We start from the raw sequence: 23984 nt of genomic DNA on the forward strand, positions 1-23984 counted from the left end.
TTGACCTTTTTATAAAAAAATCCGTACACTTTAGCCAAGAGGTGTTTATGAGACCGATTAGAAAATTTATTTTGTTGGTTATGTTTGTGTTTGTAAGTTTTTCGGCCTTTGCCTTTGAAAAAGGCTTTACTCTCGGACTAAAAGCGAACTTTTCCGGATCTTTTACCGATCCCCATATAAATGAAGCAGATAAAAGATATCTTGGGGCCGATTTTATGCGGGGTATGGTAGGTTTTATTATGAACGGCGATGCCGAGCTTACCTATATTTTTGACTCCATAAGATATTTTAACTATACGAATAACAAGATTTTTGGAGGTTTGGGGCTTGGTTTTAACCTAGGTATCGGTCAAGGCTTTTCAGGACAGATTTCGGGATCAAAACAGCAAACTTTTAAAGGGTCCGGCGGAGCAAATTATAAAAAAGATATTGAAATTTATGCAAGAGTTTATATGATGCCGGTTTTGCAATTTGGGACAACACTTAAAACGCTGCTTTTAAAAAACAGGCTTGTTTTAGGCTTCGGGATAGGAGGAAAGTTGCTGGCAGATCCGCGGCCTATTTACGAGCTATATTCTAATTTAAATGATTATGAAATAGATCAATTAAAAGCCAACGGCATAGATTTTTCCTCTGAAAGAGGTACACTTTATGTATCTGAAACTATGATGACAAAAATGAATCCTTTGGGGGTTAGCTTAAAAGGCTCTATGGAATACAATCAACCTATTATTTCTACTATGGGATTAATTATTGGCGGATATTTATCATACTCGATATATAAACCCGGTTATGTAGCTATGCCAAAAAAAATTGAAGATGCAGCTCGTAAACAGAATGCAAATGTTAATTTTCAACGAGATCCTATAAAATCCTTTTTTATGAATACTCTTGATTTTGGAGTAAGTTTAGGTCTTTTATTTAAGGTGTGAGGTAAATTATGACAAGAAACTATATAAAGAATTCTTTAGCTGTAGTCTTTATTCTTACGGCTTTTATATTTATAAATTCTTGCCAGCCGGCAATAGGAACTCCGTGGTATCCAAGAGCTTCTTCAAATGAACCTAGAAAGCTATATATTACCGAAATAAAAGTTCTCGAAAATCCTGTTAGTCCCTTTTTATCTGAGCAGCCGGCTGATGAGGCTGACAAGTTAAAAAAATTTGTCGAAGCTAAAGAATTTTTCGTCAATGTTTCTCCTTCCATTGAAGAGATTGTGTCTGAAAATATAAAGGTAAAGGCTGTAAGCTCTTTATCGACTATGGAAGAAGTTGCAGTAACTGTTGAAATTAATGGAGAAGGAGTACCCTTGATTCCGGGAAAAGCTATTCCTGTAACTATAAAGATAAAAGACACTAATGCTGAATATGGTGAAGTTACAAAGATAATCAAGATTACACAAGATGAACCATTTGACTTAAAATTAGAAAGCTTGACAATTGCCGGAGAAAATGCAATGGGAGGAAGTGTAACTCTTCCTTACAAAAAAAGCATGATCTCGGCAGCCGATATTAAAGCAGAATTTAGCTACGGTACAGAAAAAAGTGTTATTCCTGTCGTGCTAGAAAGAAACAGCATTGAACTAAAAGAAGATGAAAGTATTGATGTAAAGATTTCTGTAAAGGCCCTAAAGGGTCAATATAAAGATTTTGAAAATTTTGTATCTGTAACCAGAGAAAAAAGATCTGAAAATGAAGATGCTGCCTTGGAGCCTATCGAAATTTATGTGCAGGGTATTAAAACAGAAATAGGAAAAGAAGTCAATGTTCCTGTAAATACAACACAAATAACTGAGGAAGATATAATTGTGGTATTTAAGACCTTTGATGATCTTCCGGTAAAACTAACTCCTAATCCTATCACCTTTGAAAGCTCTGAGATTGTTGAGGCAGAAATTTCTGTTCCTGCTTTAGAAGGCAAATATCTCGGTTGGAGTATGAAATTTACTGTCAGAAAAAATGCAGCTGCCGTCTATAATCCCGTAGATAAAAGCGGAAATAAAAAATACGTAGTAAAGGTAAATACCATAACCGAAGAAATTGACCCCTTTGTCTATTATGACAAAGACTACGATTTTTCTGCTTCCAAATTCGATGAGTGGGTTGTTTATATTGATGCCTTTAATAATAGCAATAATATTGCGTCTTATAAGTTTAAACCTGACTCATGGTCGGGCTCGCCCGATCAATATGCAGGACCTGATTTTGGCTCAGGCCTAAAAGCTATGGGGAATGTAAAATTTTACCGCTATAAGTCAAGACAAGAGAGATGGGGCAGTACCCCGCTTCTTTTTGACGCGGAAAAAGAAAAGCGTTTTTATTTTTACCGATTTACAGCCTCGGGAGGTGTATCGCTTGATAACTCAATGTTCTGTGTTGATACTCATTCTAAATTTCTCTTTTACTATAGCGATCCTGCTAGTATAAGCGGTGTAGGGGTACCCAGCGGATGGACGGATTATGCAGAACCTTCAAGCGGAAGTCATCAACAATTTGACGAGCCTTTTTATTTAAGCGACCCTGTAGGTTTTGTTAAAGAGGATGGTCAAGTTGTCTTGTATAGCTGGATAAAGGAAAATATTACCAATAATAATTATACGGCACAAAAAAATCCTGCCTTTACCAAACCTGCCGAAAAAAAGGCAAGCGGTGCAGGTTTTTCTCCCTACCGAAATAAGGTTATTACAAAGAAAACCGAGGTTGTTACAGCCGAGAATCCAGCCTATAGCCTTGCTCAGCCCCTTATCTTAGCTCAGCCTAAGACTCTGAGAATACCTATTAACTCGGCTGAAGATGCAGTTATGACGGTAAAAACTGCGCCTGTACCCACCGGGGAAGGTCTTTCGTATCAGTGGTATAAAAATACAGAGCAGTTAAATGAGGACGGTGTGCCAATACCGAATGCAGATTCACCTGCTTATCATCCGGATAAAACTGTTGAAACAAACTGTTATGTATATTGTGAAGTAACCAATACCAATTCTTTTAACGGTCATACCGATACGGTAAAAACCGATGCAGTAAAACTCTTAATTAAACCTCCGCATTTGCTTGTTACTGATGCAGCCCTTCCTAAAATTATTAAGCAACCTGAAGGCAAGATTATACCTATAAACACCTCAGGAACCATTACCCTTACGGCAGAAGCTGTTTCAATTGATATGGGACAGATATCCTATCAATGGTATCAAAACACTGAGGATAATAACCAAACCGGGCAGATAATGACCGGAGAAACATCTGCTTCTATTACTGTAACCGTTCCGACTTCCGAAGCAAACAAGTATTACTATTATTGCCTTGTTACAAATACAAATGATAAGGTTGACGGCTTGAACACTGCAATACGGATTTCTAACGTTGTAAAAGTTGAGGTACAGGAATTGTACCCCTTGGGTTTTAAAGTAAATAATGAAAATGCAGGGCGTATTATTGCTCTTCGAGATGGAAAACCAATTGAGCTAGGCTCCTATGTAAAGAAGGGCGATAAAATTCAATTTCTTGCATTTTGCAACACTGATTATGAAACACAAGCTTGGGAAGGAGCTGCAGCAACCGGTAATATCAATCTGGCTGAAATAACCATAAACAGTGAAGAAGATGCCAAAAATACCGTATGCGACATGGCATATATTCCGCCGGGAAAATTGACGGTAACAGCGAAGAAGTTAAAAAATACTGGTTTTGGTTATAAGAGTACATTTATATATGATGGTTATTTTGTTCATGATTTTAGAATATATAGCTACTATGATTCAGAAAAGCCTGAAACATTTACTACTATCTGGGAAAAATATCAAGGAAAAAAGATTCCTATATGGAAAGAGACTCCTGTAACAGATAACGCTCATCATATTTATCAGAATTATGATGTATCAAGTGATAATCTACATCGTGTAAAATACGAGTATTTTAAGTTAGATACTGAGCTAATTCATTACCGTGGAAAATATTCAGCTGGCAGTGCTAAATATTATCCTACACATGAGTCTATTCTATCTGGTTACAAGCAGAGTTTACTTATTTTTGAATATAATCGTCAATCAAAAATGTGGGAATGTATAACATCTAATAACTTTTCAATACCCAATGTTAATGTGCAATATGATAGTACCTTTAAATTAAGTAGAGGAGAAACAAAAGATTTTGTTATTAAATATTCGTATACAGGAGAGATACCGGGTTCTGCCGAAGTAACCTATACCCTCAAATGGGAATAAATAATCAAAACTAAGCCGAAGGCTCATGAAGAGCCTCCGGCTTTTTTCAAGTTTAGAAATCTTATGAAAAAAATTGCCTTAAATTCGTTTGTCAAGATTTTGTTCCTCGTTTATTCGTTAAATTTTCTCATAGCTGAAGATTCAAGCAAGAGTAAAAATATCAAAGCAGATCCTGATAATCCCGACTGTATCTACAAGAAAGCAATGCTTGGTGATTGCCTTATTCATATGTCGAAGATTACATCTCCTTTAAAAGGTTCAGCTCCTGTTGTTGAAATGCTTTTTAAAAGTGATTTTAAATGGGTAGCCTGTGCACCGCATGATGGCTGGGGTAAGGAGGGAAAGACTTACAAATACATCGAAACTGAAGTTCCGGGTACAATTATTTTTTTTAATATAACAAATAAAATAAACGATGTTGTCTATTACAAGATTGACGGCACCCATCCCTTTGATCTTCCTATGTATGATGAGCCTCGCGAAGCAAAAATGCTTCAAAGGTTTATCTTTTTTAAATTTACTGCCTATGCAGCAAAAGACATGATTTTTGAAAATGCTCTTAATAACTTAATTTTTGCCCTTGATACCCACACTAAGCTCCTTTACGCCTATGGCATGCCGAGTGATTATAAAAAAATAATAGGGAACAATTATATTCCGCAAAAATGGCTTCCTTATGAAACTCATCCGAATACGGCAGACTCAAATTTAAAATTTTACGAATATGACCCAATCGGCTTTGTCTCTCTCGAAAAACTTCATAGTTTTTGGGATGTAAAGACAAATGTTCAGCTATACGATTGGTGGATCGAATCGGTAGGAGCAGGCTCCACGATGAAAACCGTAAAAGAAAAACGCTTTATGCCCCGCCTTTCTGATGATGCTATTGAAGATTGGACTATCCGGGATGCCTCTAAACCGGTGCGTTCCCCTTACCGAAAATTTTAAAATATCATTTATCGTTATAATGATTTTTGCACTGAATAATCTTTATCATTCCATCTTCAATTTTATAAACAAGACGGTGTTTTTCATCTATTGAACGAGACCAATAATCGCTAAGATTTCCTTTTAAGGGTTCCGGATGACCTATACCGTCGTGACCGTTTCGTTCAATATCTGCAATTAGTTTATTGATTTTCTTAAGAGTCTTTTTATCCTGCATTATCCAATAGGTGTAGTCTGCCCATGCATCATCAGAAAAATCTTTGTGCAATTCTATACCTCAACCAGCTCTCTTATTGAGTGTTGTCCATTTTCCATTTGAGTTTTGGAATTTTCCAAAGCTCTTATGTTTTTTTCTGAATAAAAAGAACTATCTTGAACAATTTCAAATGGAATTTTACGTTGTATTAAGGTTTGTTTTAAAAATATACGTATTGCAGTAGTCGTATCCATTCCTATGGATTCAAAAAAAGCATCTGCATCTTTCTTTAGAGCCGTGTCTAAACGCGTCTGTAAAACTGCTGTTTTCATATTTACTCCTTATTACAAATATAACATAAAAGCTATGAAAAAACAATACTTTTGTATTCTTTTACTACATGCTTATAAAGTATTAACCACGTCCGGTTTTCTAACATGTTTCAAAAAGAAATTTATCCCTATCGTTATGATTAAGACAATGACCGAAACCAGGGCCGTAAAACCGCCCGGGGCAACGTTCAGGTGATAGGACAAAACCAAGCCGAGCATGATATCCGTCACGCTTATAAAAATAGAAAAAATCAAGGTCTTTTTAAAGCTCGTTTTTAGTTGAAGGGCTGTTGCAACGGGGAGGGCTATCATCGAGCTTAATACCAGCATGCCTACGATTTTTAATGAAACGGCTATAGTTGCCGCAGTAAGGGCTGAAAATAAGTAATTGATGAGCCTTACCTTAACGCCCATTATTTTTGCAATATCTTCATCGAGGGCTATGTATACCATCTTGTGATACATAAGGCCGAGGGTAATCAGGGATAGGATGCTTAAAGCTATGACCGTAATCAAATCGGAGGATGAAACAGTTAGGACGCTTCCGAATAAATAGGTTTCGGCATTTGCCCTGACGGCCCCTGAACTTATGAGGGTAATGGCGATTCCTACACTCAAAGACAAAACTATCGAAAGGATTAAATCTTGATATTCTTTAAAAGCGTTTCTCAGGGCTTCTATTAGTGCCCCGGCAGCTGTAGTAAAAATAAAGGCTCCAAGTATCGGGTTTATTCCTGAGGCAAGGGCGAGGGTAACACCTGCAAGGGAGCTGTGGGAAAGGGTATCTCCTATGAGGGAGTATTTCCTGAGAACTAAAAATAAGCCTATTGCAGGGCAGAGGATTCCTATAAAAAAAGAAACAATAAAAGCATTTTGCATAAAACCGTATTGAAGCATCTTTTTAACCTCCTATAAAAACTTTTCTCTTATCGGTTCACCCTGGGTTTGAATTGAACAAAGCTCGGATCAAAGAATTCGGAGCTGTACTGTTTGGGGCTGCACAAATGGCCCTCTCCGTTTTTTATATGGAATATTTTTGTAGAATTAAAAACGGCGGCATCCAAGTTATGGTCAACCGAAATGACGGTAAGACCTTTTTGAGTGTTTAAATCTTTTACAAAAGAATAGATTTCTTTTTGCCCCTGAACATCGATTCCGGTAGAAGGCTCATCCAAGATTAAAAGATCGGGATCCCCGATAAGAGCTCTTGCTATGTAAAGTTTTTGAAGCTGCCCGCCTGAAAGCTCCCCGACAAGGCCGGTTTTGTATTCGCTTAAATTCACTCTTTCCAGGGCTTTTAGAACGCAGTCCCTTTCTCTTATCTTTAATATTTTTCTATAAGAATTTAAAAGCTCAAAAAGAGTAATCGGGAAGTCGCTTAGGTTTTCTTTTTTTTTGCGGAAGGTAGCCTATTCTTTTTGCATTGATAATAATTTCGCCGTTTTGTATTTTAAGCAGTTTTAAGATAAGTTTTAGAAGCGTACTTTTCCCGCAGCCGTTTTCTCCCACAATTGAAATATAATCGCCCTGCTTAACTTCTAAATTTATATTTTTTAAAACTTCTTTTTTTGAGTTCGGATATTTAAATTTAAGAGAATTTATCTTTACCATAGGAGGGGCATTTTACTTCTTTTTTTTAAAGATTGCAAGACTGTAGTTATATTAAAGATTGTTTATCTTAGATGGTTTCAATAACAACTTCTGCCCACTTCTTCAATCTTTCGGTTGAATCTATGGCATATTTTGTATCATTATCATCTACATAAACCTCTTGCGGATATCGGCTTCTTACACCATAAGGATTGAGAATTGCACATATTTTCAAAATTTCAATCGGTACATCAATCCTTTTTTTTACTAATCTTGCCAGGACAAGTAAATCATGTGTTTTTTGAATTTCTTCATTTAGGCTTATAAGCAAACCTTTTAAAAATTTTTTCTGAAGCTTGCTGACAATGATAACAGATAATGGTTAAAGGTTTCGGATGCATATTTTCATATAAATGTCTTGCACAATCAAAATCCATATTAGCAAAGTCAAACCATTCTTTAACTGCCTCATCATTCATATATTACAACTCCGTCCCGTGCAACTACTCTTTCAAGTGTAGGCTGTTTACTTCTTTTTTCGAACACAGCAGCAGTATTAACAACAATATCAACAGGTTTTACATCCATATCTATTAAAGATAAATAGGCTTTTTGCGCCGAATGTAATACATTCTTTGTATCATCGGGCATTATAAGATAAAAATCATAATCACTGTCTTCAGTAAATGAGTCTTTAGCATATGATCCGAATAATATTATTTTTTGAGGTTTAACCGCTTCTAAAAATCTATCCCGAATTTCAAAGATTTCCTTATTTATCATAATTTTTCCCCGCTGAGATAATTTTAACATGATATTATAAAATTTTCAATTCATTATTTTGAAATTTATTTCCGAAAGCATAAAAGTTAGCCTATTGCTATTTTTATTTGTTTCCTATAAAATTGTCTTTTTAAGAGGTTAGTTATGATTCATAAACGCCTGACAAGGTCGGTGCCGAAAAGTAAAAAGTGGATTTTGCTTTCGGCCCTTTCTTCATGGATTTCTCTATTGTGCAATGTGGTCATTACGTTTGTAATGGTGCGCTTTATTTTCGGGCTATATAATTCTTCGCACTATAAAAAAACGCTTTTTGTTTTGGCGGTCGTAGCTGCCTCTGCCTTGATAATAAGAGTTATTGCCGTCCGTAAGCGTTCATACTTTTCATACAAGGCAGGAACCGAGGTTAAACGTACCTTGCGCTCAATGCTCTACGATAAATTTATTTCTTTAAAGCTAAATTATTCCCAATATATCAGCATGGCCGAGGTTACTCAAATAGGCTCGGACGGAATAGAGCAGCTGGATTCTTATTTCGGGGCCTACCTGCCTCAGTTCTTTTTTTAGTATGGCGGCTCCGGTAACTCTTTTTATAATCCTTGCACCGATAAACTTTTTTGCAGCCCTTGTGCTTTTTATCTGCGTGCCCCTGATTCCTCTTTCGATTGTTGCGATTCAAAAGGTTGCAAAGCGCATTTTAAAAAAATACCTTTCAATTTATACGGGGCTTGGAGATTCTTTTTTGGATAACCTCCGCGGTCTTATTACTTTAAAGGCCTATTCGGATGATGAGGCTCAACACAAGGAGCTGAATGCCGAAGCGGAAAATTTTAGGCGGGTAACCATGAGGGTTTTGACCATGCAGCTTAACTCCATCTTTGTGATGGACACCGTGGCTTACGGCGGAACTGCCCTCGGCACAATTGTAAGCCTATATCAGCTGCGAACCGGAAATCTTTCGATAGAGGGCGCTCTTCTTTTTATTTTGCTCTGTGCGGAATTCTTTTTGCCCCTGCGGGCCTTGGGCTCTTTTTTCCATATAGCGATGAACGGGATAACCGCCGCAAACCGACTCTTTGAATTGATGGATGTAAAAAACGATTCAGCTTCGATATTAAGCGAAGCCGAACTTGAGGCTGCGGCAAAAAAATTTAAAGAATCGAAGCTTACACTTGAGGTAAAAAATTTAAACTTTAATTATAACGAATCGAAGCAGGCAGTAAAAAATGCATCGATGAAGTTTTTAAAGCCGGGCTTTTACGGCATAGCAGGTGAAAGCGGATCGGGTAAATCGACGGCGGCCTCTCTTCTCATGGGCTTACAAAAAAACTATTCGGGAGAAATCCTCCTGTCGGGAATAGAAGCAAAAAAGCTTCCCGACGAATTTAGAGCTAGGTACATGAACCTTGTTTCGACCGAAAGCTTTTTGTTCGGAGCTTCGGTGAGGGAAAACCTTTTAATAGCCAAGCCCTCTGCAAGCGATGACGAATTAATGAGCGTATTAAAAAAGGTTCTCTTAGACGAGTTTGTTTTAAGCCGCAGTTCTTCAAAAGAAGAAGAAAACTCAGGACTCGATTTTTATATTGAATCCGGAGGAAAGAATTTATCGGGCGGACAGGTTCAGCGTTTTGCCCTTGCACGGGCTCTTCTACACGATGCGGATATTTATATCTTTGACGAGGCTGTAAGCAATATCGATGTCGAAAGCGAAGAGCTTATTTTAAACACCCTCTACGAATTAAGCAAAACAAAAATAATCATCTTTATTTCGCACAGGCTTGCAAATATTGAAAATGCAGACCATATCTATGTATTTGAAAAGGGCGAGATAAAAGAAGAAGGAACTCATTCAAGCCTCCTTGAAAAAAACGGCATCTATGCAAGGATGTATTTGCAGCAAAAAGATCTTGAAAAAATAAGGCTGGGTGTAAAATGAAAAAAAGCGAACTTATAAAAAAATTGATAGTATTTGTAAGGCCTCTTGCAGGAGTTATGACTATAACGGTTATCTTGAGGGTCTTGGGCTTTATCATTGCGGCGGCCATTCCGGTTTTGGGCGGGATAGGCATTGTTTCCCTCTTGGGCTTAAAAGTTTTTAACACTTCCTTTTCCCTAAACTTTGTAATAATAGGCCTCATCGTTTGTGCCGTAAGCCGCGGCATTTTCAGATACGGCGAGCAGCTTTCGGGACACTACATAGCCTTTACCCTCTTGGCCCTGATACGCGATAAGATTTTTACGGCTATGAGACGGCTCGCCTTTGTTAAATTGCAAAAAAAAGATTCGGGGAGCCTCTTGTCGATCATAACCACCGACATAGAACTCCTCGAAGTTTTTTATGCCCACACAATAGCTCCGGCAGCTTCTGCCGTCCTCTACTTTATTTTTGCCCTGATTGTCTTTGCAAAAATACACATTGTCTTGGCACTTACGGTTGCCCTCATCTATATAATAATAGGCTTCTTTCTTCCGCTCCTTTTCGGTAAGATGGATGACGGCTCCGGCGTAGAATACCGAAAAAAAATGAGCTCCCTTAATTCCTACTTTTTGGACTCCCTCCTCGGAATAAAGGAAATTATCTTTTTTGACAAGATAAGGGAGCGAAAAGAAAATATAGAAAAAAGAGGGGAGGCTATAAGCGGAACCTTTAAGCTTTTAAAGGATTTTGAAGGGAACACCTTTGCTATTACGGAGGCGGCTCTCACCCTTTGCAATTTTTTAATGTTGGGCATTTCGGCCTTCCTCTTGGTAAACGGAAAAATAGACTTTGCTCACCTTTTGATTTCCAACCTGATGCTTCTTTCAGGATACGGTCCGATAATAGCTGTTTCAGGCTTGGCCGTAAACTTGCAGCAAACCTTCGCTTCCGCAGAGAGAGTTTTTTCCCTGCTTGAAGAAAAGCCTGAACTCGATGAAGTTGAAGACGGCGAAAACGTCAGCTTCGAAAAAGTTGATGCCGATAATATCAATTTTAGATACGACGATATGGAAGTTTTAAAGGATGTAAGCATCTCGGTTAAAAAAGATGAGATAGTCGGTCTTTGCGGTAAAAGCGGAAGCGGTAAGAGTACCCTGCTCCGCCTCATCATGCGCTTTTTCGATCCCCTTTCGGGAGAGGTAAGGATGAACGGCATCGATGTTAAAAAAATAAACACTGCGAGTTTAAGAGAGGCTGTTTCGTACATTACCCAGCAAACCTATATTTTTAAAAAATCCATTTATGAAAACATCCTCCTTGCAAACAGGAGTGCTTCAAAAGAGGAAGTTATCGAAGCCGCGAAAAAAGCCGCCATCCACGATTTTATCATGAGCCTTCCTGAAGGCTATGATACAAAGATTACCGAACTCGGCGGAAACCTTTCGAGCGGCGAAAAACAGCGACTAGGCCTTGCCCGAGCCTTTTTGCACAAGGCTCCTCTTTTGCTGCTCGACGAGCCGACCGGAAACTTGGACAGCTTAAACGAAGCCCTCATTTTAAATTCGATTTACCAAGAAAAAAAAGACAAGGGCGTTTTAATCGTAAGCCACCGCAAATCAACCGTAAACGCCGCCGATAAGGTTGTTTACATTGAAAATGGAAGGGTGAGGTAGCTTTCTCAAGCAATTGTAAATTTAGGCCTCCTGTGGTATAATTGCAAGAGTGATGTTTTGCAAGATAGGGAGGCTTTTAGATGACAGAAGTAAAGCGCAGTTTACCCATAGGTGTTCAAAGTTTTGAAAAGCTTATTGAAGCGGATTTTTTGTATATTGATAAAACAAAATATATATGGGATTTAATAAACAATAAGACTCCTTATTTTTTAAGCCGGCCGCGGAGATTCGGGAAGAGCCTTTTTCTTTCGACCTTAAAGGCCTACTTTCTCGGACAGAAGGAGCTTTTTAAGGGCTTGGCTCTTGAAAAACTTGAAGAGAGCGAAAAGGACAAAAGAGAAATTTGGCAGGAATACCCTGTTCTTTATTTGGACTTTAATACGGCCGTTTATGAATCAAGGGAGGATTTGATAAATATCCTCTCCTCATTTTTAGCACAATATGAAGCCGTTTACGGAAGCACGGGGCTCGATATTACCGACCGTTTTAAGAAACTGATAAGAGCCGCCCACGAAAAAACGGGCAGGCAGGTAGTCATCCTCATAGACGAATACGATAAACCTCTTTTAAGCTCCATGGAAAACTTAAGCCTCAATGAAACCTACCGTACAATTTTAAAGGGCTTTTACGGAGTAATTAAAAGCTCAGATGCTTCCCTCCGCTTTGCCTTTTTAACCGGAGTTACCAAGTTCAGCAAGGTAAGTATTTTTAGCGATTTAAACAACTTGCGGGATATAAGTATGCTCCCCGATTTTTCCGCTATTTGCGGTATTACCGAAAAAGAGTTAAAAAGCAGTTTTCAATCTGAGATTAAGGCTTTGGCTGAGGCAAATCATTTATCGGAAGAAGATGCCTTTTTAAGGCTAAAGCAAAAATATGACGGCTACTGTTTTTCTGAAAGAGGAACAAGTGTGTATAATCCTTTTAGTCTTTTAAATGTTTTTGCAGGCAAGGTCTTTAGGGATTTTTGGTACGCCACCGGCACCCCGACCTTCTTGGTTAAGTACCTAAAAGAAGGGCATTACTACATCCCCGAATTGGACGGGGATATCCAGATTGACGAATACGGCTTAAATGCTTACAGGGCCGATCCTATTCTCCCCATCCCGATACTTTTTCAGGCGGGCTATTTGACGATAAAGGATTATGACAAGGAGTACGGGCTTTACCGTTTGGGCTTCCCGAACGATGAGGTGCGATACGGCTTTTTGCACAACCTAATGCCGGCCTTTACCCCTATAGGGGCCGAAAAGACAGGCGTTTCGGTAATGGAATTTACCAAGGCCGTCAAGGCCGGGGATATCGATGCCTTTATGAAAAAAATGCAGGCTCTTATTTCAGGCATCCCATACGATAATCTCGCAGAAAAAGACCTCGCCTTGAGGGAGCAAAACTATCAGGCCGCTGTTTACCTCATCTTTGCCCTGATGAACCAATTTGTGCAAACCGAAATTCATTGTGCGACAGGACGGGCTGATTGTATAGTCCATACCCAAGATAGAATCTACATCTTTGAATTTAAGCTTGAAGGAAGGGGAACGGCAGAAGATGCTATAAAGCAGATAAAAGAAAAGAATTACGCAGCTCCCTACAAAGAAGCAAGTTCAGGCGGAATCAAAAAAACAATCCTTGCCGTAGGTGCAAGCTTTGACGAAGAAAAACGCACCATCAAGGATTGGCGGACAGAAGAGCTTGTTTAAAGTATATGGCGCCGGGCTCGCAAGCTAAACAAGATATTAAAAGATTCTCCTTATTCAATATCTAAAACCAGCCTTATACCGCTTTCAATTTCTTTTATAAGATTTTTATTTATTTTTCCGATTTTTTCAATAAATCTGGTTTTATCGATAGCCGTAAGCTGAGAAACTACCGCTACCGAATCTTTAGGTAACTTTGAGTTTTTTTTATTGATTATAACATTTCCGGGAGCTTCTCCTAGAATAAGATTTGTGGTTAGCGGAACAACTTCAATTGTTCTTATTTTACTGACATTAAATAAGTCGTTTTGCATAATTATTACAGGTCTTCGGTAACCTGTTTCGCTTCCAAATGGTATTCCTAAATCAGCGAACCATAGTTCACCACGCATCATTTTTTGTAAGCTCCCTTAAGGCTAAAAGTCCGATATCAAGCTCATCTTCCGTTTCAATTTGTTCGTAAACAGAGTTTAATTGTGCAGTGATATCTTGTTTTTCTCTTTTTGAAAGATATTCATCCAGTGCATCAGAGTACAGTTTACTTCTTGAAATATTACAATTTGTTTGAAATTTTTGAGCTCTTAAAAATAAGGAATCCGATATTGAAACTGCTGTTTTCATATCTTTAGTATAACAGCATTTTTTCTATAAATCAAGACTTGATTTATGATAATATACGACTTCTAAGATAAAACAAGCAAGTGCAGGCGGTGAAAATAAAAAAAGCCCCATCGGAGGGGCGGAGTCTTCCGATGGGGTAAAAGTTGTTTTAATTAAGGTTGTGATGGTGATGAAAAGGGAAGAATAAATGTTTCTTCATTTATCGTTACCTCTTTTTTTTCATTTATAGGATATCCTTTATCCATATTTGGGTTGGGTTCATCGTTTAATATAGTATCTTTTAGTTTCATAATGAATTCACCCTCATATGATAGAATAAGTTCAAACTTACCTTCTTGTTTATAATTAGTACCTATGATTGTGTAGCGGCCATATTCGTTGCTTTCGGTAGGAAATGAAATAAAGCTTAGTATGCGCTTGTGAGGTTCTCCAACAGTACTAATATTATTGATAAGAGATGCATTTATTATTTGTTGAGGTTTATAGTCATCGGTAATTACTGCATTTAAAGATAACTTAGGCCCGTTGATATTAAGGTTGTCTCCATTTATTGTGTAGGTACTTGAGTAAACGACTTCCCCTCCTCCTTCTTTAGGTATGTTTCCTGAGATTGTTTGATCTTTTACTGTATATGAAGCAGGGGCTTGGGTTTGAACAAAACTTTTTCCTTGTCCTTGAGGTTGTGCTTCCGTTGTAAAATATAGTTTAGAGTCCGGAGAGAAATATATGTACAGTTGAATTGTGACTTGAACACCTCCTTCATTATTCGTCAAGGGAAATGTTTTAGTATCTTCATCCATTGTGACAGAGTTAACTTTCCATACCTTTTGAAGAGAAGATAACTGAATTGTGTCAACGCCGGTGTTACTTCCATTGTCTGAGGTGGTGCTTGAGTCGCTACTACTGCCGCCTATTTGACCGCAGGCAATAAACAAAAAAACAGCTGCTGCAAAGATCAGCAAAGCTGCAAAAAAACTTTTATTTTTCATTATGTTCTCCTTTGAGGCTGTTGATTAGCTTTAGAGAAGAACTCCGCATATCCCGAAAGCCGTACAAGCGCCCTGGGACTATACTATACTATACTATACTATCTGTCAAGTCCTTTGTAACTTTCAGCTTACTCCCTTTCGACCGGCACGTTTGCATGATAATAATTTTTACAAAATATTTTTATAAATTTTACAATTAAATACAACTAAATAATACAATAATTATGAAAGGAGAAAAATTTATCATGAAAGAAGAATTTTTAAATCCCAAGACGGATTGGGTCTTTAAGTTGATGTTTTCTAAGGGTAAAACAGGAAACAAGGCTCTTATAAGCTTTTTAAATGCTTTTTTGGAAGATTCTTATGGTAAAATCAAAAAAGCGGATATCTTAAATACCGAGCTTATACGTGAGGCTCCCAATGGAGAAACTTATCATCTTGATTTTTTAATTAAGACGGACACAGGCCTTATTATAGACCTTGAGATGCAGCAGTTTTGGAAAAGCAACTATCCCAGACGCAGCCAAATGTATCTTTTGCGTTTAGCTTCTCGTTTTTTGAAGTTGGAATCAAAAAAAGATGATCCGTTTTATGCTGTCTGTATTTCGGTTTTTGGCTGCAATGTTCCCAAAAATGCAAAGCTTGTAAGAATGTCGAAAAATTCCGTAATTCAATACATTTACATTGAATTAAATGAGTTAATAAGTTATACTATAAAAAAGAGTTTAGAAGACTACACCTTAAAAGATTTTTGGATAAGGTTTTTGACTACTTATGAAGAAGATAAAAAGAGCGGTATGCTGAAAAAATTATGCGAATTGGAGGAGGGCATCAGGATGGCAGAAAAAACGATCCTTAGGGTAACTGAAGAAGAAAGACGTATGGCTAGAGAACTGTCTAGGGAGAAATATCAGATGCTCTTAGAAGCTGAAAGAGGTGATGCCAGAAGGGAGGGCCGTGCGGAGGGGTTTGCTGATGGTGAGTATCAGGCAAAACTGAATATGGCAAAATTGATGAAAAATATGAATTACTCCCTAGATGATATTTGTAAAATTACAGGTCTTGCTCCTCAAGAAATAAAATAATTTTAAGAGTTTAAAAGCTGTCTTAGCTTAAATTTTCTCAGCTTACTCCCTTTTGACCATCATGTAAAGTAAGGCGTTTATAATGGAGGCGGCGACATTGCTTCCGCCCTTGGTGCCTACGGTAGAGATTTGGGGCAGGGAGACGGAACGCAGGGCTTCCTTAGATTCGGCCGCTCCTACAAAGCCTACGGGGACTCCGATTATAAAATCGGGGGATACTTTTTTTTCTTCACATAGCTCTAAAAGGCGGAAGAGGGCTGTAGGGGCGTTTCCTATTACAAAGGCTGTTGCTCCTTCTTGGACTGCAAGGTCTACGGCTGCCGAAGAGCGTGTAATTCCTCCTTCCTTGGACATCTTAAAAACCCTCTCGTCATCGATCAGGCATAAAAGTTTATTTTCGGTTTTTGAAAGGGCAGGTTTGTTGATGCCCGTCATCACCATCTTGGTATCGGTAAAAATAGTTATACCCTTTTGAAGAGCCTTTTTAGCGGCTTCTATAAAATTATTTTGAAATACAATTATCTTACGGTACTCGACATCGCCTGTAGTGTGAATCATCCTCTTGGCTATAATTTTTTCTTCTTCCGTGAACGCAACATCCTTCATGCTCTCTTCAATTATATCCATGCTCTTATTTTCTATTTCCATGGGTTTTTTAATGTACATCGATTTTTTCCTTTAAGATGGTTTTGGGATATTTATAGACAGAGCCGCAGTTATGGCAATAAAGCTCGATTTGTTCGGGCCCGTTTTCGTACATATCTGCAAGTTCTTTTTCGGGTAAAGTAAAAAGCTTATTTCGGAAATTGTCTTCCGAGCAGGGGCAATAAAAGTCTATCTTTCTTTCTATTAGAACTTTCGGATTGCAGTCACGGAAAAGCCCGAAGATGACATCTTCCCTGTCTCCGCCTTCCGCAAACCATTGGCCTATCGAGGGGCAGGCCGCAAAGGCTCTTTCTACCTTTTCTATCAAGGCTTCTTCGGCTCCCGGCATGACCTGAATGTATATGCCTCCCGCTCCGATGATTCTTCCTTCCTTGTCGAATTGGACTCCTGTGTTAAAGCCCGTTACGGTCTGTTCCGATTGCAAAAAATATTCGGAAAGGTCAAGGGCTATGTTTTTGTGCTTTATCTCGATGATTCCCGTTAAGGGTTCCTTTGCTCCTTCGGGGAAGCGGATAACCGAAATCTTTCCTTCGCCGAAGAGGGGTTTTAAGTCCCATGTTTCTAACGGAACATCGGGCCTTATCGGGTCTTCCAAAAGATAGCCCCTTACAAAGCCCTCGCTGAAGGCTTCGACGCTAAAGCCTACAAGGGGGCCTTGGGTATCGCATCTAAAGATGATTCTATCCCTTCCCTTCATTGTCGGAATTAAGAGGGCTCCGCAAAGGGATGCGTGTCCCAGGGCGAGGCTTTCCAAAAGCCCCAAATTGTGCTGCACCCTCATCTTATTTACAAAGCGGGTTCCGTGAAAAAAAGCTCCGCGGATTTGGTCTTCGCCGAGCATAAAGACCGTCATTCCGTCTTCGTGCATGGTTTTAAATTTTTCGATTAAGACGGGATCGGTAATCGGTTTATCTATCATAGCCCGGATTATACCAAAGATTCGCCTTTTTTGCAAGATTATTCAAATTGTATACTGCTAGCCCCTTATTCACCTACAATTTTTCTATTTCTGATTCGGAAAGCCCAGTTATCTTTTTAATTAACCCTATATCCAGCTTTTCCATTTGTTTTCTAACTTAACTATTTGCAGCACGGGCGAACAGTATGTCCGCTGCGGTTTTTAATCAGTTTTTGCACGTCGAGGACTGTTTTTTGTGAAGTAACGCAGAAGATGGCCCGCATATTTACAAGAGTATAGACAGCAGCATTATATCCGAAGGCCTAATTCCTCTAATTCTGCTTGCTTGCCCTATTGTTTCGGGGCGGACTTCTTTTAGTCGGCTTCTTGATTCGGTAGAAAGGCCTGAGATTGCGTCATAGTCAAAATCGGGAGGAATCTTGGTGTTTTCCATACGCTTAACCTTGGCTATCTTCCTGTTTTGAACGGCTATGTAGTGCTCGTACCTTATTTCAAGCTCGGCCGATTCTAAAAGTTCTGCACTGTAAGTATGAGAGCTCTTATCTATTTCACTGATACATTCAAGGGACACTTGAGGGTCATGGAGGGCATCGGCAAGACTCTTTCCTATATGGTTTTTAAGCTCAGGGTGCTCCGATACAAGCTCCCTAGTAATTTTTATATCCTGCCAGATGGAGATTATTTTTTCTCTCTTTAAAAGTTTTTCCTTTAGACGGTTAGAGGCTTCCTTGGTTTGAAGGCCTATTTGGTAGGCCTTTTCGGTGAGCCTTTCATCGGCTGTGTCGTGCCTGAGGTTAAGCCTGTACTCCGCTCGGGCGGTAAACATCCGGTAAGGTTCATCCACACCTTGGGTTACAAGGTCATCTATCATAACGCCTATATAGGCTTCATCCCTCTTTAACACAAAGGGAACATATTTTTCATCCTTAAATTTTAGAGAACGCGAAAAAAGGGCCGCGTTTATTCCGGCTATAATGCCCTGTCCTCCGGCCTCTTCATAGCCTGAGGTTCCGTTAATCTGCCCTGCCAAAAAAAGGCCTTCGATACGGCGGGTTTGAAGGTCCGATGAAAGCTGAATGGGCGAAACATAGGCATAGTCTACGGCATAGGCAGGGCGCGTAATTATTACGTCCTTAAAGCAGGGAATGGTTCTTATCATCCTGTCTTGCACATCTTCAGGGAGGGAAGAAGAAAGCCCGTTTATATAAAGCTCTTCCGTGTTTAGGCCCTCCGGTTCTATGTAGACATGGTGGCGGTCGCGTTCGGGGAATTTTTTAATCTTATCTTCGATGGAAGGGCAGTATCGGGCTCCAGTACCCGTTATTCGCCCTGAAAAAAGGGCTGCCCTGTGAAGGTTCTCCCTTATTATATCGTGAGTTTCGCTGTTTGTGTGGGTGATGTAGCACTTGGCATAGGGTCTGTGGATTTCGGCATTTGCAAAAGAAAATGGCCGCATAATCTCATCGGCATCCTGTTCTTCGGTAAGGGAAGGGTCAAAGGAGCGGCGGAGAATACGCATGGGCGTTCCCGTTTTAAGTCTCCCGACGGTAAAACCTTTTTTTGTCAAGGCTGGGCCGAGGCCGAGGGCTGCCCTTTCTCCGAGCCTTCCGTCAGGGGATTCGTACTCGCCTATGTAAATCTTCCCTTCCATAAAGGTGCCTGTAGCAAGGACTACAGCCTTACCTGAAAACTCCCTTCCTCTTTCTGTCCTTACACACTGAACGCTCCCCCTTTCTACATAGCCCGCCTCATTTGTGTTTGAAGAAACTATGTCGATAACGGTGTCCTGAAAAACATGGAGGTTCTTTTCAAGCTCAATCGCGTGCTTTGCAAGTTGAGAATAGAGGAATTTATCGGCTTGAACTCGCGGTGCCTGAACTGCAGGGCCCCGGCTCTTGTTTAAAAGCCTGTACTGAATCATCGAGGCATCGGCTAGCTTTCCCATTTCGCCGCCAAGGGCATCAATCTCGCGGACTATATTCCCCTTGGAGATGCCGCCTATCGATGGATTGCATGAAAGGCGGCCTGCACTGTCAAGGGTTTGGGTAATGAGCAGGGTAGCTTCCCCTATTCTGGCGGAAGCTAATGCGGCCTCAATGCCTGCGTGTCCTGCTCCTACAACGATTACATCATAATCGGAAAATCTATACATTTACTTGTACATCTCTTATTTTTAAAAACTCTATTTATAAAACTCTGCAAAGGCATTTGTAATGTATTCTTGATCTTCGGTGCCTCCAAGTTCGCGCACGGAATGCATACCGAGGATGGGGTTTCCGATATCTACGCTCTTTATGTTAAGGTTAGAAAGAGAAATCGGGCCTATGGTCGAGCCTCCTACAATGTCGGATCGGTTTACATAGTTTTGACAGGGAACTCCTGCCCTTGCACAGATATCTTTAAAGATTCCGCCCGATATTCCGTCTGTTGTGTAGCTCATAGAAGCTGCTACTTTAACGGCCGGGCCCTTATTCATCAGGGGGAAGTTTGTAATATCGTTTTTCTCGGTGTAGTTGGGATGAAGGGCATGGGCCTGATCCGCAGAGATTAAAAATGACTTAGCCAAGGCCTTTTGCAATTCTTCAAAAGCATTTCCCTTTGAGGTTGCAACTATTATTCTTTGCAATGTGTCGTGGAGGAAGGGGCTGCCTGCTCCCTGAGCTGTCCTTGAGCCTACCTCTTCGTTATCGAAGATGGCTGCAACCTGAACAAAATTTGAAGGAAGGGCATCGCCTAGGGCATCGATGGATGCACAGGCCATTCCGAGGTTGTCGATTCTTCCTACCGAGAAGAACTCGTTGTTTGCTCCTACAAAGCAGCCGGGCTGCCTGTCGTAAAGGTAGAGGTCAAAGTCCAAAATTTTATCTACAGTTACGCCGGCTTCTTCGGCGATAAGGTTCATCAAAAAGCCCTTTTCTTCAAGCTTTTCGTTTAGCAATGTGATGAGGGGGAGGGTATCCTTTTGCTTATTGAATTTATAGCCGTCGTTTACCTCCCTATTCATATGAATGGCGAGGCTCGGAATTGTCAAAAGGTTTTTATCGAAATTGATAAGCTTAACTTCGGGCTTTAAAAGATCGTCCGTTTTTATTACAACCCTTCCAGCTGCGGAAAGGGGCCTGTCAAACCATGTTGAAACTATAACTCCTCCGTAGCCTTCGGTGTTGAGTTTTAAGTAGTGATTGTTTACCTTAATTTCAGGGTTCGGCTTTATTCGGAATGTGGGAGAATCGCTGTGGCTTCCTACAATCCTAAAACCGTTTTCTGCATTTCCTGACTTGGGCATTTGCCATGCTATTAGGGCACTTCCGTTAGTTGTTACAAAATATCTTCCTTGAGGCTTTAGCTCAAAGGTATCTTCTCTGTTTAAATGAACAAATCCCTTTGCTTCTAAAAATTCACCTGCATTTTTTATTGCATGGTAAACCGAGGGGCTCTTGTCGATGAATTTCATCAATGCTTCTGCTTTTTTCATATTATAGCTCCTTATTTCTAATATATTGAGGATTATATCAAAATATATAATTCAAGGCAATATCGTACTTAAATTTTAACCTAATTCCTAGGAATATAGGGATTTGTGGTTAAGGTAATAGGATCCCCGTTCCCCATAAAATGCATGGTAATATCAAGGTAGTCACTTTTAGCCGGTTTTTTTAAAGAAATGTTTGTAATGAGAACCAATTCTCCGCTTCGGCCAACCGATAAAAAGAATTTTTCTATGTTTGCTAAGTGTTCCGTTAAATCTTCAACACCGTTTAATGCCATATAGAAACCGCTTGAGTTTCCACGGTTTAATGTTTCACTTGAGAGCATATACCAGTCGCCCTGTTGAATTCCATTACCTTGTCTAAGAAGATAGGTATTTTCGGGAATGTTTTTTCTTCTCCAAGATTCAAGAGTTCCGGGAGCTCCTTTTTTATCCTGACCTCTTATAACAACAAATGAAAATAAGTCTTTTATTGTTTCTTCATCGGCCTTTCTAAAACCTGTGACTTTTAATGTTTTTCTGTTTAAGGCAAAATTCGTCTGATCCGGATCACTTATTAAATCGCTTGAGGCTACATAATAGCTTAGCGTTAAGCTGCCGGCATAATCATCAGGTTCAATGCCGCCGTTGCGGATATTGTAAAGAGCAATATGAAGATCCGGAAAATTTAAATAAGCTTTAGGCGAATTTTCGGTATACACTTTACGGTATTTTTCTATTGCCGATTCATTAAATAAGTCTCCGGGGGTAATATTCATCACCATGGCCTTTGCATAAAATTCGGAAGCAAAACGCCGAGGGTTTATTTTTATAAAGGCTTCAGGATTGTTTAATCGGCTTAATATGTGATCGTAAACTTCTTTTTCTGTAAAATATTTTATGGGATTTAAAAATCTGGCCAGACTGAAAGTTTCTATTTCTTCTTTTTCAGTTTCCGATACATCGTTTTTAAATTTATATTTTATATTAAAAATAGGTATAATTTTTAAAGTAGTGCTATCTATCTTTTCGAGTTCGGCTGTCATGCTGTACGAATCATGTTCGCCTAAAACTATTATCTCGTTTACCAGTCTGTTTCCTTTATGAAGCATAAAAGATAAACCTTCTTTAAAAAAATTTTCAATATCTGCATTTGCTTTTTTAATATAGTCTTCGATCAAAAGATTCTCTTCAATGGCGATTGTAAAATCGGGATTTTTTTTATAAACGGATTCCGGCTGATTTATATAGGGATGATAAAAGCCGCTTATTCTCATTTTTTTGCTGAAAGGTTTTTCTTGGTATGTTCCCTTTATATAAATAGTAAAGATTCCCTTTTTATCGTCATAGTTAAGGATTGTATTTTCTTCAAAAATAAAATCGCCTATAGTTTTATTTGAAGCTGCTTTAATTTTTTTTGCGGCAGCTGAGGCGGTAATCTTAGTTTCGGTTAAAGAAAGGGCTGCAAAAAGATCTCCTTCTTTTATATCTGCAGAGCCTTCCGGTAAAACGGCTTCTTTAAAGCCGCTTAATTTAAATGTGGTAATTTTAGACCGCAGATTATCCTTTTCCAGATAAAAACTTATTTCGGCTTCTTTTGTTTGAGGGTCATATTTTTTTGCACTGTATTCGATTGTATAATCTTTTTTATGTCCTGATGCAATAACCTTGTCTGTTGTAAGTTCATCGAATGTGATGTTTTCAATATTTGGAATTTGTAAAACAACCTTATCTGCTTCAATATTGATAAGTTCAAGATTACTCATGTGCTGTTCTGCAATCTTAAATCCGCCTATGGTAAAAACCTTCGATACCGATTCCGTTCCTGCTTTTTTTAATGATACCGTAATAAGAGCTTCTTGTTTATTGCTGTCGGCTTCGATTTTTTCATAATGTACGGCATAAATATTTGCATTAAAGCCGTAAGCCCTTATGTCATCTTGTCTTAGTTCTCCCGCCGTTATCTTTTCTTTTTCCCGTACTTCAAGTATAACTTTTTTTAGCTCCTCATTTATATCTTCTTTTTTGGAAACCGTTTTATGATCACAATTAGTTAAAATCAAAAAGGCTGTTAAAATTATCAAAGTTATTACTTTTATTACTTTTTTCATACGGCAGCTCCTAAATACAATTAAGATATTCGGCAAAAAAATACACTACAAGATAACAAATATAACAATTTATGCGGAGAAAAGGTTACTTTTTATGGGGAAATTGAATGAGGATGATCAAGTAATTAAAAATGCCGAGGTGCAAATTCTACTTTGCACCTCGGCACTCGAGTTTAAAATTTAAGCTTTGACGGTTTAGATCAGTCCTGCAAAGCCTTCAAAGGCCATGGATAGAAGGGCTGCGGCGATAAAGAGAATGGGGGTTCCTTTTAAGAATTTCGGAACAGGGGCATTGTCTATTCTCTGTCTTAATCCTGCTAAAAGCAAGAGCGAAATCATAAAGCCGAAGGCCGAACCTGCAGCATGAATGAGGGCCTGTACAAAGGTGTAGCCTTCATCTATTGCGTCGATTGTAACTGCAAGGATTGCACAGTTTGTAGTAATAAGGGCCAAGTATACCCCCATCGAGCTGTAAAGAGCCGGTGCTGCTTTTTTTAGGTAGAATTCTACCAGCTGAACCAAACTTGCAATTACCAAGATAAATATAAGGGTTTGAAGGAATTCGAGGTTTCCTATCAAGACATAATTGTATATGGGATAGGTTACTGCTGTAGCCAAAAGGGTAACGAAGAGTACAGCCCAGCCCATGCCTACAGATTTTTTTTACGTCGGATGACATTCCTATAAAGGGACAAAGGGCTAAAAAGCGCATTAAAACTACGTTTTTTACAAGGATTGCAGAAAGAAAAATACTAAGTGCTTCGGGCATTT

General features: G+C 39.1%; 20 protein-coding genes and 3 pseudogenes. 7 read left to right on the plus strand and 16 right to left on the minus strand.

The window, feature by feature from the left end; genetic code table 11:
* Window positions 1-47 precede the first annotated feature (47 nt).
* The 3 genes from E4O00_RS00985 (at window position 48) to E4O00_RS00995 (ending at window position 5167) form a co-directional block, all read left to right on the plus strand.
* Complete coding sequence (locus E4O00_RS00985; RefSeq protein WP_253678131.1) at window positions 48-932, plus strand: hypothetical protein; 885 nt, start codon at window positions 48-50, stop codon at window positions 930-932.
* Between the two features lie 8 nt (window positions 933-940).
* Entirely contained in the window at window positions 941-4219 is a 3279-nt protein-coding gene (locus E4O00_RS00990) for a hypothetical protein (RefSeq protein WP_253678132.1), read from the plus strand.
* A gap of 63 nt (window positions 4220-4282) precedes the next feature.
* The gene (locus E4O00_RS00995) at window positions 4283-5167 is read left to right on the plus strand and encodes a hypothetical protein (RefSeq protein ID WP_253678133.1); all 885 of its coding nucleotides are present in this window, start codon (window positions 4283-4285) and stop codon (window positions 5165-5167) included.
* Window positions 5168-5171: 4 nt separating this feature from the next.
* Here the strand turns inward: E4O00_RS00995 and E4O00_RS01000 are convergent, their stop codons facing one another.
* From E4O00_RS01000 to E4O00_RS01030, 7 genes and pseudogenes are all read right to left on the minus strand, one after another.
* Window positions 5172-5435: a Txe/YoeB family addiction module toxin gene (locus E4O00_RS01000; RefSeq protein ID WP_253678134.1), complete on the minus strand. Its 264-nt coding sequence runs from the start codon at window positions 5433-5435 to the stop codon at window positions 5172-5174.
* A gap of 2 nt (window positions 5436-5437) precedes the next feature.
* Window positions 5438-5695 (minus strand): type II toxin-antitoxin system RelB/DinJ family antitoxin, encoded by a 258-nt coding sequence (locus E4O00_RS01005; RefSeq protein ID WP_253678135.1) that lies wholly within the window; start codon window positions 5693-5695, stop codon window positions 5438-5440.
* A gap of 72 nt (window positions 5696-5767) precedes the next feature.
* A complete protein-coding gene (locus tag E4O00_RS01010; protein ID WP_253678136.1) occupies window positions 5768-6592 on the minus strand; it encodes a metal ABC transporter permease in 825 nt (274 codons plus the stop codon).
* A 29-nt stretch (window positions 6593-6621) separates the two neighbouring features.
* Window positions 6622-7306, minus strand: a pseudogene (locus E4O00_RS01015) (metal ABC transporter ATP-binding protein).
* Between the two features lie 67 nt (window positions 7307-7373).
* Window positions 7374-7616, minus strand: coding sequence for a HEPN domain-containing protein (locus E4O00_RS01020; RefSeq protein WP_253678137.1), 243 nt, complete (start codon window positions 7614-7616; stop codon window positions 7374-7376).
* Entirely contained in the window at window positions 7597-7764 is a 168-nt protein-coding gene (locus E4O00_RS01025) for a HEPN domain-containing protein (RefSeq protein ID WP_253678138.1), read from the minus strand. The genes E4O00_RS01020 and E4O00_RS01025 overlap by 20 nt, the downstream gene beginning before the upstream one ends.
* Window positions 7757-8068, minus strand: a complete 312-nt coding sequence (locus tag E4O00_RS01030; protein ID WP_253678139.1) for a nucleotidyltransferase family protein — start codon at window positions 8066-8068, stop codon at window positions 7757-7759. Before E4O00_RS01030 ends, E4O00_RS01025 begins: the two co-directional genes overlap by 8 nt.
* A 144-nt stretch (window positions 8069-8212) precedes the next feature.
* Between E4O00_RS01030 and E4O00_RS01035 the strand changes: the two are divergent.
* The 3 genes and pseudogenes from E4O00_RS01035 (at window position 8213) to E4O00_RS01045 (ending at window position 13356) form a co-directional block, all read left to right on the plus strand.
* Window positions 8213-10001: pseudogene (locus E4O00_RS01035) on the plus strand (ABC transporter ATP-binding protein/permease).
* Window positions 9998-11656 carry an ABC transporter ATP-binding protein gene (locus E4O00_RS01040; RefSeq protein WP_253678140.1) on the plus strand — a complete coding sequence of 553 codons (1659 nt, stop codon included), beginning with the start codon at window positions 9998-10000 and terminating at the stop codon, window positions 11654-11656. The pseudogene E4O00_RS01035 and the gene E4O00_RS01040 overlap by 4 nt, the downstream one beginning before the upstream one ends.
* 80 nt (window positions 11657-11736) lie before the next feature.
* Window positions 11737-13356: an ATP-binding protein gene (locus tag E4O00_RS01045; protein WP_253678141.1), complete on the plus strand. Its 1620-nt coding sequence runs from the start codon at window positions 11737-11739 to the stop codon at window positions 13354-13356.
* A gap of 50 nt (window positions 13357-13406) precedes the next feature.
* Here the strand turns inward: E4O00_RS01045 and E4O00_RS01050 are convergent, their stop codons facing one another.
* The 3 genes from E4O00_RS01050 to E4O00_RS01060 form a co-directional block, all read right to left on the minus strand.
* Window positions 13407-13748 carry a type II toxin-antitoxin system PemK/MazF family toxin gene (locus E4O00_RS01050; RefSeq protein WP_253678142.1) on the minus strand — a complete coding sequence of 114 codons (342 nt, stop codon included), beginning with the start codon at window positions 13746-13748 and terminating at the stop codon, window positions 13407-13409.
* Window positions 13735-13974 (minus strand): hypothetical protein, encoded by a 240-nt coding sequence (locus E4O00_RS01055; protein WP_253678143.1) that lies wholly within the window; start codon window positions 13972-13974, stop codon window positions 13735-13737. The genes E4O00_RS01050 and E4O00_RS01055 overlap by 14 nt, the downstream gene beginning before the upstream one ends.
* 152 nt (window positions 13975-14126) lie before the next feature.
* Window positions 14127-14963 carry a hypothetical protein gene (locus tag E4O00_RS01060; RefSeq protein ID WP_253678144.1) on the minus strand — a complete coding sequence of 279 codons (837 nt, stop codon included), beginning with the start codon at window positions 14961-14963 and terminating at the stop codon, window positions 14127-14129.
* 245 nt (window positions 14964-15208) lie between these two features.
* On the opposite strand from E4O00_RS01060, the gene E4O00_RS01065 reads away from it, so the two are divergent.
* Window positions 15209-16048 carry an Rpn family recombination-promoting nuclease/putative transposase gene (locus tag E4O00_RS01065; RefSeq protein WP_253678145.1) on the plus strand — a complete coding sequence of 280 codons (840 nt, stop codon included), beginning with the start codon at window positions 15209-15211 and terminating at the stop codon, window positions 16046-16048.
* 42 nt (window positions 16049-16090) lie between these two features.
* Here the strand turns inward: E4O00_RS01065 and E4O00_RS01070 are convergent, their stop codons facing one another.
* The 6 genes and pseudogenes from E4O00_RS01070 to E4O00_RS01095 form a co-directional block, all read right to left on the minus strand.
* Entirely contained in the window at window positions 16091-16714 is a 624-nt protein-coding gene (locus E4O00_RS01070) for a precorrin-8X methylmutase (RefSeq protein ID WP_253678146.1), read from the minus strand.
* Window positions 16704-17633 (minus strand): Hsp33 family molecular chaperone HslO, encoded by a 930-nt coding sequence (locus E4O00_RS01075; RefSeq protein WP_253678147.1) that lies wholly within the window; start codon window positions 17631-17633, stop codon window positions 16704-16706. The genes E4O00_RS01070 and E4O00_RS01075 overlap by 11 nt, the downstream gene beginning before the upstream one ends.
* Window positions 17634-17898: 265 nt before the next feature.
* Entirely contained in the window at window positions 17899-19785 is a 1887-nt protein-coding gene (mnmG, locus tag E4O00_RS01080) for a tRNA uridine-5-carboxymethylaminomethyl(34) synthesis enzyme MnmG (RefSeq protein ID WP_253678148.1), read from the minus strand.
* Between the two features lie 30 nt (window positions 19786-19815).
* Window positions 19816-21108, minus strand: coding sequence for a M18 family aminopeptidase (locus E4O00_RS01085; protein ID WP_253678155.1), 1293 nt, complete (start codon window positions 21106-21108; stop codon window positions 19816-19818).
* An 80-nt stretch (window positions 21109-21188) separates the two neighbouring features.
* The gene (locus E4O00_RS01090) at window positions 21189-23213 is read right to left on the minus strand and encodes a lipoprotein 17-related variable surface protein (protein WP_253678157.1); all 2025 of its coding nucleotides are present in this window, start codon (window positions 23211-23213) and stop codon (window positions 21189-21191) included.
* Between the two features lie 195 nt (window positions 23214-23408).
* Window positions 23409-23982, minus strand: a pseudogene (locus tag E4O00_RS01095) (electron transport complex protein RnfA).
* Window positions 23983-23984: the final 2 nt, after the last annotated feature.

The sequence above is a fragment of the Treponema sp. OMZ 788 genome, assembly GCF_024181245.1.
Classification (GTDB): domain Bacteria; phylum Spirochaetota; class Spirochaetia; order Treponematales; family Treponemataceae; genus Treponema_B.

Bases quoted from the DNA above. Each gene is read 5' to 3' on its own strand.
- E4O00_RS01075 (WP_253678147.1), bottom strand. From the start codon at position 17,633: ATGATAGATAAACCGATTACCGATCCCGTCTTAATCGAAAAATTTAAA.
- E4O00_RS01010 (WP_253678136.1), bottom strand. From the start codon at position 6,592: ATGCTTCAATACGGTTTTATGCAAAATGCTTTTATTGTTTCTTTTTTT.
- E4O00_RS01065 (WP_253678145.1), top strand. From the start codon at position 15,209: ATGAAAGAAGAATTTTTAAATCCCAAGACGGATTGGGTCTTTAAGTTG.
- E4O00_RS01085 (WP_253678155.1), bottom strand. From the start codon at position 21,108: ATGAAAAAAGCAGAAGCATTGATGAAATTCATCGACAAGAGCCCCTCG.
- E4O00_RS01090 (WP_253678157.1), bottom strand. From the start codon at position 23,213: ATGAAAAAAGTAATAAAAGTAATAACTTTGATAATTTTAACAGCCTTT.
- E4O00_RS01040 (WP_253678140.1), top strand. From the start codon at position 9,998: ATGAAAAAAAGCGAACTTATAAAAAAATTGATAGTATTTGTAAGGCCT.
- E4O00_RS00990 (WP_253678132.1), top strand. From the start codon at position 941: ATGACAAGAAACTATATAAAGAATTCTTTAGCTGTAGTCTTTATTCTT.
- E4O00_RS01025 (WP_253678138.1), bottom strand. From the start codon at position 7,764: ATGAATGATGAGGCAGTTAAAGAATGGTTTGACTTTGCTAATATGGAT.
- E4O00_RS00995 (WP_253678133.1), top strand. From the start codon at position 4,283: ATGAAAAAAATTGCCTTAAATTCGTTTGTCAAGATTTTGTTCCTCGTT.
- mnmG (WP_253678148.1), bottom strand. From the start codon at position 19,785: ATGTATAGATTTTCCGATTATGATGTAATCGTTGTAGGAGCAGGACAC.
- E4O00_RS01055 (WP_253678143.1), bottom strand. From the start codon at position 13,974: ATGAAAACAGCAGTTTCAATATCGGATTCCTTATTTTTAAGAGCTCAA.
- E4O00_RS01005 (WP_253678135.1), bottom strand. From the start codon at position 5,695: ATGAAAACAGCAGTTTTACAGACGCGTTTAGACACGGCTCTAAAGAAA.
- E4O00_RS01070 (WP_253678146.1), bottom strand. From the start codon at position 16,714: ATGTACATTAAAAAACCCATGGAAATAGAAAATAAGAGCATGGATATA.
- E4O00_RS01060 (WP_253678144.1), bottom strand. From the start codon at position 14,963: ATGAAAAATAAAAGTTTTTTTGCAGCTTTGCTGATCTTTGCAGCAGCT.
- E4O00_RS01030 (WP_253678139.1), bottom strand. From the start codon at position 8,068: ATGATAAATAAGGAAATCTTTGAAATTCGGGATAGATTTTTAGAAGCG.
- E4O00_RS00985 (WP_253678131.1), top strand. From the start codon at position 48: ATGAGACCGATTAGAAAATTTATTTTGTTGGTTATGTTTGTGTTTGTA.
- E4O00_RS01050 (WP_253678142.1), bottom strand. From the start codon at position 13,748: ATGATGCGTGGTGAACTATGGTTCGCTGATTTAGGAATACCATTTGGA.
- E4O00_RS01045 (WP_253678141.1), top strand. From the start codon at position 11,737: ATGACAGAAGTAAAGCGCAGTTTACCCATAGGTGTTCAAAGTTTTGAA.